Raw genomic sequence first — 10,212 nt, 5'->3', positions numbered from 1 at the left:
TAACTTGCGAATTGGTTAAAAAACATCCAATCAGATGAGAAAAGAGCGTCTTCTATATAGAAGAAGACTTAAAGGACGCCTTCTTCCTTCAACATAGCCACCGCACCTGCCCCCAGACCCAGCACCCGCTGCAGAACCTCTAACGTGTGCTCACCCAATAAAGGAGGCGCATGACGATATTCAACGGGGGTCTCCGATAATCGAATCGGGCTGGCCACCTGGGGCACCATTCCCGCCAATGCATGAGGCAGTTCGATCGCCAGACCGCGCGCCTTCACCTGTGGATCTTCAAACACCTGCGACAGATCATTGATCGGCCCACAAGGCACACCCGCCTGCTCCAATTGAGCAACCCACTCGGCCGTGGTCTTGAAGACCGTAGCTTGGCGGATCAACGGGATCAGCACCGCGCGGTTCGCTACCCGCAGCTTGTTGGTCGCGAAGCGCGGATCATCCGCCCACTGCGGTTGCCCCGCGACCTCGGCGAACTTGCGGAACTGCCCGTCATTACCCACGGTGAGAATGAAGTCGCCATCCGCCGTAGGAAAGTCCTGATAAGGCACGATATTCGGATGCGCATTGCCCAGGCGCTTCGGCGCATTGCCGGTGGTCAGGTAGTTCATCGCCTGGTTCGCCAGACATGCGACCTGTACATCCAGCAACGCCATATCGATGTGCTGGCCGCCACCGTCGTGATCGCGATGAGCCAATGCCGCGAGGATCGCTACCGTCGAATACAGCCCGGTAAGAATATCCGTTAGCGCCACGCCCACTTTCACCGGGCCAGCGCCTTCATCTCCTTCAGGTCGACCAGTCAGACTCATCAAGCCGCCGAGGCCCTGGATCATGAAGTCATACCCTGCACGCCTGGCGTAAGGGCCGGTCTGGCCGAAGCCGGTAATGGAGCAATAGATCAGATTCGGGTTGAGCGCCTTCAGCGACTCATAGTCCAGACCATAGGCCGCCAGACCACCTACTTTGAAATTCTCAATCAGAATGTCCGACTTTGTCGCCAGGTCGCGCACCAGCTTCTGCCCTTCAGGGCGGGTGAAGTCGATGGTGACCGATTGCTTGTTGCGGTTTGCCGAGAGGTAATAAGCCGCTTCCGACGTGTTCTCGCCGTAAGCGTCTTTAAGGAAGGGCGGCCCCCAGGCGCGGGTGTCATCACCATTGCCCGGGCGCTCGACCTTGATCACTTCGGCGCCAAGGTCGGCGAGGATTTGCCCGGCCCAAGGCCCGGCCAGTACTCGCGATAAATCCAGAACCCGCAGATGCGACAGCGCGCCCATGGTCTGCTCTCCTATTAATAGAACGCCTGCAGACCGGTTTGCGCACGCCCGAGGATCAGCGCGTGAACGTCATGGGTACCTTCATAGGTATTCACCACTTCCAGATTGACCAGATGACGAGCGACACCGAACTCATCGGAGATGCCATTGCCACCGAGCATGTCCCGCGCCATTCGTGCGATATCCAGCGACTTGCCGCAGGAGTTGCGCTTCATGATCGAAGTGATTTCAACGGCGGCGGTACCTTCGTCCTTCATCCGGCCCAAGCGCAGGCAGCCTTGCAGTGCCAGAGTGATCTCGGTCTGCATGTCGGCGAGTTTCTTCTGTACCAGCTGAGTTGCGGCCAGCGGACGACCGAACTGCTGACGATCCAGAGTGTATTGGCGCGCGGTGTGCCAGCAGAATTCGGCCGCGCCCAGCGCGCCCCAGGAAATGCCATAGCGTGCGGAATTGAGGCAGGTGAAAGGGCCTTTCAGGCCACGGACATCCGGGAAGATGTTTTCTTCCGGCACGAACACGTTGTCCATGACGATCTCACCGGTGATCGAAGCGCGCAGGCCGACCTTGCCGTGAATCGCCGGAGCGCTCAGACCTTTCCAGCCTTTCTCCAGAACGAAGCCACGGATATCGCCAGCATCGTCCTTGGCCCAGACCACGAACACGTCAGCGATCGGGCTGTTGGTGATCCACATCTTCGCGCCAGTCAGGCTGTAGCCGCCATCGACTTTGCGCGCCCGGCTTATCATCGCGCCCGGATCGGAACCATGGTTCGGCTCGGTCAGGCCAAAGCAACCGATCCATTCGCCGGATGCCAGCTTCGGCAGATACTTCTGTTTCTGTGCCTCGGTGCCGAATTCGTTAATCGGCACCATCACTAGCGAGGATTGCACGCTCATCATCGAGCGGTAGCCGGAGTCGACGCGCTCGACCTCTCGGGCAATCAGACCGTAGCTGACATAGTTCAGACCGCTGCCACCGTATTGTTCGGGAATGGTCGCACCGAGCAGGCCGACTTCACCCATCTCGCGGAAGATTGCCGGATCGGTCTTCTCATGACGGAAAGCTTCGAGCACACGCGGCGCCAGACTCTGTTGAGCGAACTGCGCGGCGGTGTCGCGGATCATCCGCTCTTCTTCGGTGAGCTGTTGATCCAGCAGCAGGGGATCGATCCAATTGAAACTAGCTTTACCGCCCATGAGTGTGCCCTCGCAATCGGGTGAATTAACGTGGCATTGATCCTAGGCGCGGTTCGCCATCGCGGCAAACGAGGATTTCGCATCCTGTTGTGCTAATTTCTCACTCCGAAACGTCGCGAATAGCCTTTTATGCGGCGCATTAGTGAGGTTGACGTACATGCGCAGGAAGATCCCCAGCACCGCCGCCCTGATCAGTTTCGAAGCTGCCGCCCGCCATGAGAGCTTTACCCGTGCTGCTGAAGAACTGTCGCTCACCCAAGGCGCCATTTGCCGACAGATCGCCAGCCTGGAAGATTTCCTCAGCGTGGAACTGTTCCGACGCTCGCGACGTGGAGTGAAACTGACCGAGGCGGGTCTTTCCTACAGTCGCCGGGTGGCGACTCAGCTCGATGCGGTGGAGCGCGACACCCTTTCGGTGATGGGCCAGCAGGGCACCAACGTCATCGAGCTCGCCGTCGTCCCGACCTTCGGCACGCAATGGCTGCTGCCACGCCTCAAGGATTTCCAGCTCAAGCACCCGGAAGTGACCGTCAACCTGACCAACCGCACCCGGCCGTTCCTGTTTGCCGACACCGAATTCGATGCCGCGATCTACTTCGGCGATGCCGATTGGTCGGGTACCGAATCCCACAGATTGATGGGCGAGAATCCGATGCCGGTGTGCAGCCCCGCCCTACTCGGCGATCGCAAGCAGCTGACAGCGCAAGCCATCGCTGAACTACCGCTGCTGCAGCAAACCACCCGACCTTACGCCTGGCGCCAATGGTTCAACTCGCAACAGCTGAATATTCCGCGCGACATGACCGGCCCACGCTACGAGCTATTCTCCATGCTTGCCCAGGCAGCCATGCACGACATGGGCGTCGCGCTGATTCCGCCGTTTCTGATCCAGCGCGAGCTGGCAGAGAAACGTCTGGTGGTTGCCAACCCTCAAGCGCTCTCCAGCATCAAGGCCTATTACCTGATGATTCCGGAGCGAAAGGTCGAATCGGCATCGCTGAAGGCATTTCGCGACTGGCTGGTAAATCAAGCGCAGAGCTACAGCCTAGAATAATAAAGGCTTTGCGCAATACTTAACCCCGTAGTCAGAAAAACCAAAGCCCTACAGATATAACTATTTGTCGCTTTTGAGCAGACTGTATCCGAAAGTCGTACAGACGTCCCACAAGCTGCCAAACACGTGGCTTTGAGCCTCTAATGGCGACTCATTACTGCCTATTCACGCCACCGATTCGAATTTTTTTCAAATTCAGCCAGAATCCATGCAGGGCACGGCCTGCAAGGGGTTCAACTGGCCATCTGCGACATTCGGTCACGGCATGACTTGTAGTTAATTTTCCGTCACCCGTCATAATCCCTTGAAGGGCATAAAGTTCGCCTGCAAAATGCCGCGCCCCGCCCTGATTCGGCGGGATCGTGCTGATCGGCCGCCCCAGTCGCACCATCCGTAGTGCATGGGTTTACTCAATAAGATCACGCAGGAGATTTGACGTGCACATTGGTGTTCCTCTCGAAACCCAGACCGGTGAAACACGGGTTGCTGCAACCCCGGAAACCATCAAGAAGCTGATCAGCCAAGGCCATAAGGTCACTGTGCAAAGCGGCGCTGGCGTCAAAGCCAGTGTCGTCGACAGTGCCTATGAAGCGGCCGGCGCAAGCATTGGCAGCGCCAATGACGCGTTTGGCGCCGAGCTGATTCTCAAAGTGATCGCGCCAAGCGATGCCGAACTGACGCTGATCAAGCGCGGTGCGGTGCTGGTGGGCATGCTCAACCCATTCAACAACGAGACCATCGCGAAGATGGCCGAATGCGGCATTACCGCGTTCGCCCTCGAAGCGGCGCCGCGTACCTCGCGGGCACAGAGTCTTGATGTGTTGTCGTCGCAGGCGAATATCGCCGGCTACAAAGCGGTGTTGCTCGCGGCTCACTATTACCCACGCTTCATGCCGATGCTGATGACTGCTGCGGGCACCGTGAAAGCGGCGCGCGTGCTGATTCTTGGCGCAGGCGTGGCCGGGTTGCAGGCGATTGCCACGGCGAAACGTCTGGGTGCGGTGATCGAAGCGTCTGACGTGCGTCCAGCGGTGAAGGAACAGATCGAATCCCTCGGCGCGAAGTTCGTCGACGTGCCTTACGAGACCGATGAAGAGCGCGAATGCGCCGTCGGTGTCGGCGGTTACGCGCGGCCAATGCCGGCGAGCTGGATGCAGCGTCAGGCCCAGGCTGTGCACGAGCGCGCCAAGCAGGCCGATATCGTCATCACCACCGCGCTGATTCCGGGCCGCAAGGCGCCGACGCTGCTCAGCGCCGAGACCGTGGCAGAGATGAAGCCGGGCTCGGTGGTCATCGACCTCGCCGCCGCCCAGGGTGGCAACTGCCCACTGACCGTCGCCGATCAGGTCGTTGTGGAAAACGGTGTGACCATCGTCGGCCCGACCAACCTCGCCGGTGAAGTCGCTGCCGATGCTTCGGCGCTGTACGCACGCAACCTGCTGGACTTCCTCAAGCTGGTGTTCACCAAGGAAGGCCAGTTCGACGTCAACCTCGAAGACGACATCGTCGCCGCGTGCCTGATGTGCCGCGACGGCCAAGTCATCCGCAAAAACGCCTAAGCAGGGATTCAGACGATGGAAGAGCTTATCTCCCCCGGTATCTACAACCTGATCATCTTCGTGCTGGCGATTTATGTCGGTTACCACGTGGTCTGGAACGTTACGCCTGCGCTGCACACGCCGTTGATGGCGGTGACCAATGCCATTTCCGCGATCGTGATCGTCGGCGCCATGCTCGCCGCTGCGCTGACCGTCACGCCGCTGGGCAAGACCATGGGCACGCTGGCAGTGGCACTGGCGGCGGTCAATGTGTTTGGTGGCTTCCTGGTCACCCGCCGCATGCTTGAGATGTTCAAGAAGAAAGCCCCGAAAGCAAAAGAAGAGGCGCCGAAGTAATGAGCATGAATCTCGTCACGACGCTCTACCTGATCGCGTCGATCTGCTTTATCCAGGCCCTCAAAGGCCTGTCGCACCCGACCACTTCGCGGCGCGGCAACCTGTTCGGCATGCTCGGCATGGCGCTGGCAATCATCACCACGGTCGGCCTCATCTATAAGTTGGGCGCTGAACTGGCCACGGCTGGCATTGGTTATGTGATCGTTGGCTTGCTGGTCGGCGGTACCGCCGGCTCGATCATGGCCAAGCGCGTTGAAATGACCAAGATGCCGGAACTGGTAGCGTTCATGCACAGCATGATCGGCCTCGCGGCGGTGTTCATTGCCATCGCGGCGGTGGTCGAGCCGCAATCGCTGGGTATCGTTAAACAACTGGGCGATGCGATTCCGGCAGGCAACCGTCTGGAGCTGTTCCTCGGTGCGGCGATTGGTGCGATCACCTTCTCCGGCTCGGTGATTGCCTTCGGCAAGCTCTCGGGCAAATACAAGTTCCGCCTGTTCCAGGGCGCACCGGTACAGTTCAGTGGCCAGCACAAGCTGAACGCCGTGCTGGGTCTGGCTACGCTGGTTCTTGGTCTGACCTTTATGCTCACCGGCAACCTCACTGCTTTCGCGCTGATGCTGGCGCTGGCGTTCGTGATGGGCGTGCTGATCATCATCCCGATCGGCGGCGCCGACATGCCGGTAGTGGTGTCGATGCTCAACAGCTATTCCGGCTGGGCGGCGGCGGGCATCGGTTTCTCGCTGAACAACTCGATGCTGATCATTGCCGGCTCGCTGGTGGGTTCCAGCGGTGCGATCCTCTCGTACATCATGTGCAAGGCGATGAACCGCTCCTTCTTTAATGTACTGCTCGGCGGTTTCGGCAATACGGCAGACGCAGGTCCTGCCGGTGCGCAGGAAGCCCGTCCGGTGAAATCCGGCTCGGCTGATGATGCAACCTTCCTGCTGACCAACGCCGACACCGTGATCATCGTCCCGGGCTACGGTCTGGCAGTGGCCCGTGCACAACACGCACTGAAGGAACTGACCGAGAAGCTGACCCATCGCGGCGTGACCGTGAAGTACGCGATTCACCCGGTGGCCGGTCGCATGCCTGGGCACATGAACGTCCTGCTCGCCGAGGCCGAAGTGCCTTACGACCAGGTGTTCGAGATGGAAGACATCAACTCCGAGTTCGGTCAGGCCGACGTAGTGCTGGTGCTCGGCGCGAACGACGTGGTCAACCCGGCCGCGAAGAACGATCCGAAGTCGCCGATTGCCGGCATGCCGATCCTCGAAGCGTTCAAGGCCAAGACCATCATCGTCAACAAGCGCTCGATGGCCAGCGGCTATGCCGGTCTGGACAACGAACTGTTCTATCTGGACAAGACCATGATGGTTTTCGGCGACGCGAAGAAAGTGATCGAAGACATGGTCAAAGCGGTCGAGTAATTCACCGCTGCAATAGCGAACGCCCCGACTTGTCGGGGCGTTTTTGTTTGCGCAAGACGCTGGACAATTTGCCGCGTTGTTGCAGATCCGGTAACGGTGTTTTACTGCAAACCCGCGAAATAGAGGCCTCGTTTGCGACCTTGGTAGCGGGACAGGCGCCGGCCAAATTAACTAGACTGCGCATCCTGCTACTCGTTGCCCGAGATAATAATCCATGTACCGTGACCGTATTCGCCTGCCTTCGTTGTTGGACAAAGTGATGAGCGCTGCCGACGCCGCTGCTCTGATTGAGGACGGCATGACCGTCGGCATGAGCGGTTTCACCCGCGCCGGCGAAGCCAAGGCCGTTCCCCATGCACTGGCCGAGCGCGCCAAGGTCACGCCGCTGAAGATCAGCCTGATGACCGGCGCCAGTCTGGGTAACGACCTCGACAAGCAACTGACCGAGGCCGGCGTGCTGTCGCGGCGTATGCCGTTTCAGGTCGACAGCACGTTGCGCAAGGCAATCAACGCCGGCGAAGTGATGTTCATTGACCAGCATCTCTCGGAAACCGTAGAGCAACTGCGCAACCAGCAGTTGAAACTGCCGGACATTGCCGTCATCGAGGCAGTCGCGATCACCGAACAAGGCCACATCGTGCCGACCACTTCGGTGGGCAACTCGGCCAGCTTCGCGATCTTCGCCAAACAAGTGATCGTCGAGATCAACCTGGCCCACAACGCCAACCTCGAAGGCCTGCACGACATCTATATCCCGACGTACCGCCCGACGCGCACGCCAATCCCGCTGGTGAAAGTCGACGATCGCATCGGCAGCACGGCAATTCCGATTCCGCCGGAGAAGATCGTTGCGATTGTCATCACTCAGCAGTCGGACTCGCCGTCCACAGTGTCGGTACCGGACGTTGATACCAACGCTATCGCCGAACACCTGATCACCTTCTTCAAGCAGGAAGTTGCGGCCGGGCGCATGACCAACAAGCTCGGCCCGCTGCAAGCCGGAATTGGCAACATCGCCAACGCGGTGATGTGCGGCTTGATCGACTCGCCGTTCGAAGACCTCACCATGTACTCGGAAGTGCTCCAGGATTCGACTTTCGACCTGATCGATGCCGGCAAGCTGAGCTTCGCCTCGGGCAGTTCGATCACCCTGTCCGAGCGGCGCAACAGCGACGTGTTCGGCAACCTGGAGAAGTACAAGGACAAACTGATTCTGCGGCCGCAGGAGATCTCCAATCACCCGGAAGTGGTGCGCCGTCTGGGCATCATCGGCATCAACACCGCGCTGGAGTTCGATATCTACGGCAACGTCAACTCCACCCATGTCTGCGGCACGCGGATGATGAACGGCATCGGCGGCTCCGGCGACTTCGCGCGCAATGCGCATCTGGCGGTATTCGTGACCAAGTCGATCGCCAAGGGTGGCGCGATTTCCAGCGTGGTGCCGATGGTCAGCCACGTCGACCATACCGAGCATGACGTCGACATCTTGGTGACCGAAGTCGGCCTCGCCGACCTGCGTGGCCTGGCGCCACGGGAGCGTGCACGAGTGATCATCGACAACTGCGTGCATCCGGACTTTCGCCAGGCACTGAATGACTATTTCAGCGCTGCCTGTGCAATCGGCGGGCACACCCCGCACATTCTGCGCGAAGCCCTGAGCTGGCATATGAACTTGGAAGAAACCGGGCGCATGCTGGCGGTGTGATTCACACAGATAACCACCGAGGCAAACACAGTTTTGCCTCGGTGGATGCGCGCGAGAAGCAGGATCGCAAAAAACTGTACTGCTGTACCGGTCTTTTCCTACAGCAAAGCCCTACTCAATCCCGTGATACGAGCCGAAATGCACCAATCAAGTGCGGACAGGTACAGTTTGCCCAATTTCGACCCGTACACCATCCATAAACAGTTAACTGCTCACTCACAATACAAATGAACTGTATCTACAGAGACTATCCAAACGAGAGGATCATGGGCACCAGTCAAACCACTACCTGATCCCGCCACAAGCGGAAGGATGTCAACCATGGAACGTACACTCAGTTCCGAACTGTTCTTCGAAGACAAAGCTGTAAACACCCAGGCTTCCCTGCCTCTGCGCGTTATTGCCAACCTGATGTTGTGGCAGCGCCGCATCTCCAGCCGCCACCAACTGGCCCGTCTGGATTCGCGTCTGCTGGCTGACGCCGGTATCAGCGAAGCACAACGCTACGAAGAGCTGAGCAAGCCGTTCTGGCGCTAAGCAGCGTCGCTGGCTCTGGTCGTCAGACCCACCGCCAGCAACCCGAATTGCACAAGCAGAACCCGTCGTGGGCAACCACGACGGGTTTTGTCGTTTCAGGGGCCTTGAATGCTCTAAAACGCATAAATGAACGAGTACAAGTACAATTTACGAAAAGATTAACTACCACCAGTACAGTTATCCAGAAACTTTGGAGTATCACTGGCCACCACTGGGCGAACCGCATCTGGCAGCCTAATATCCATGCAGAACGTGGCGAACGTTGCGCAACAGGCGTCTGACTCCTCAGATACCGAGCCACCTCTCACTACGGTTTATCCAAAGGAGTTCCATCATGACCCGTCTTCGTCTGCTCAGTGCCGCCGCCCTGCTGGCCGTGGCTGCCAACGCCAGCGCTACCAGCTTCATCGTCACCACCGACTCGATCGTCGGCGCGCTGAAAGCCTCTTCCGACGCCACTTCCGATGTGACCTCCTCGTTCCGTGACGACAAGATCGTCCTCGCCGCCCGCGACGATGCCGCCAGCTTCGTGGCCAGCGAAGGCGATATCCGTGGAGTCAAGCTGGAAAGCGCGCTCGATCACATCCGCCATCAGGCGCCACAACTCAATGCCACCGATGCCCAATTGGCTCAGGCCATTCTGACCCTCTGATTGTTTGCGGTATTGCGGGACACGCCAGCCGTGTCCCGATGTTTCAACGCTGGCTCTGGTCCGGGCATTTGCGCTAGCCTTCAGGCTCGTTAACAGTTGTCGAGTCCCATGCGCTTTCTTCCAAACCTGCTCATCTCTTCTACTTTATTCACGGCCTGCTGGGCGATGTCCGCCAACGCCTTCGATGCTTTCAATGCGTCGACCCAAGGCACGGTTGTCAGCGGTTACGCCACCAGCATGGTGTCTTCTGCGCCGTTCGACCGTAAACTGCTGCGCGCCGCTCATGATGACGCGGCCGCCTTTGTTGCCAGTGACGGTGAATGGCGAGGCGCAAGGCTGGAATCCGCGCTGCATTACCTGCGCAAATCCCGGCCGAAACTTCATGCCAGCGACCTTGAACTGGCAGAGGCAATTCTCGTCCAATAGTTATCCTTTTCCTTCCGGAGTC

Annotated in this window: 10 protein-coding genes; 8 read left to right on the top strand and 2 right to left on the bottom strand. The window is 58.9% G+C overall.

Annotated elements, in window-relative coordinates; all coding sequences use genetic code 11:
* Window positions 1–68: 68 nt before the first annotated feature.
* The gene (locus OK411_RS01790) at window positions 69–1,289 is read right to left on the bottom strand and encodes a CaiB/BaiF CoA transferase family protein (protein WP_136493282.1); all 1,221 of its coding nucleotides are present in this window, start codon (window positions 1,287–1,289) and stop codon (window positions 69–71) included.
* 14 nt (window positions 1,290–1,303) lie between these two features.
* A complete protein-coding gene (locus tag OK411_RS01785; RefSeq protein WP_024015035.1) occupies window positions 1,304–2,485 on the bottom strand; it encodes an acyl-CoA dehydrogenase in 1,182 nt (393 codons plus the stop codon).
* A gap of 157 nt (window positions 2,486–2,642) precedes the next feature.
* On the opposite strand from OK411_RS01785, the gene OK411_RS01780 reads away from it, so the two are divergent.
* The 8 genes from OK411_RS01780 to OK411_RS01745 all read left to right on the top strand — a co-directional run bounded on the left by OK411_RS01780 (window position 2,643) and on the right by OK411_RS01745 (window position 10,190).
* A complete protein-coding gene (locus OK411_RS01780; protein WP_136493281.1) occupies window positions 2,643–3,539 on the top strand; it encodes a LysR family transcriptional regulator in 897 nt (298 codons plus the stop codon).
* A 437-nt stretch (window positions 3,540–3,976) separates the two neighbouring features.
* Entirely contained in the window at window positions 3,977–5,098 is a 1,122-nt protein-coding gene (locus tag OK411_RS01775; protein WP_016772295.1) for a Re/Si-specific NAD(P)(+) transhydrogenase subunit alpha, read from the top strand.
* A 15-nt stretch (window positions 5,099–5,113) separates the two neighbouring features.
* The gene (locus OK411_RS01770; protein ID WP_003220416.1) at window positions 5,114–5,434 is read left to right on the top strand and encodes an NAD(P) transhydrogenase subunit alpha; all 321 of its coding nucleotides are present in this window, start codon (window positions 5,114–5,116) and stop codon (window positions 5,432–5,434) included.
* Window positions 5,434–6,867, top strand: coding sequence for an NAD(P)(+) transhydrogenase (Re/Si-specific) subunit beta (locus OK411_RS01765; protein ID WP_122506365.1), 1,434 nt, complete (start codon window positions 5,434–5,436; stop codon window positions 6,865–6,867). Before OK411_RS01770 ends, OK411_RS01765 begins: the two co-directional genes overlap by 1 nt.
* Before the next feature lie 214 nt (window positions 6,868–7,081).
* On the top strand, window positions 7,082–8,575 hold the full coding sequence (locus tag OK411_RS01760) for an acetyl-CoA hydrolase/transferase family protein (protein ID WP_071173986.1): 1,494 nt from the start codon (window positions 7,082–7,084) through the stop codon (window positions 8,573–8,575).
* Between the two features lie 321 nt (window positions 8,576–8,896).
* Window positions 8,897–9,112: a DUF1127 domain-containing protein gene (locus OK411_RS01755; RefSeq protein WP_007911656.1), complete on the top strand. Its 216-nt coding sequence runs from the start codon at window positions 8,897–8,899 to the stop codon at window positions 9,110–9,112.
* Between the two features lie 334 nt (window positions 9,113–9,446).
* On the top strand, window positions 9,447–9,764 hold the full coding sequence (locus tag OK411_RS01750; protein WP_042608980.1) for a DUF2388 domain-containing protein: 318 nt from the start codon (window positions 9,447–9,449) through the stop codon (window positions 9,762–9,764).
* Window positions 9,765–9,872: 108 nt separating this feature from the next.
* Entirely contained in the window at window positions 9,873–10,190 is a 318-nt protein-coding gene (locus tag OK411_RS01745) for a DUF2388 domain-containing protein (protein ID WP_264364320.1), read from the top strand.
* The last annotated feature ends 22 nt before the right edge of the window (window positions 10,191–10,212 follow it).

It is taken from the genome of Pseudomonas sp. RG1, from assembly GCF_025910115.1.
Lineage (GTDB): Bacteria > Pseudomonadota > Gammaproteobacteria > Pseudomonadales > Pseudomonadaceae > Aquipseudomonas > Aquipseudomonas atacamensis.
This window is presented reverse-complemented; position numbering and strand designations above follow the sequence as displayed.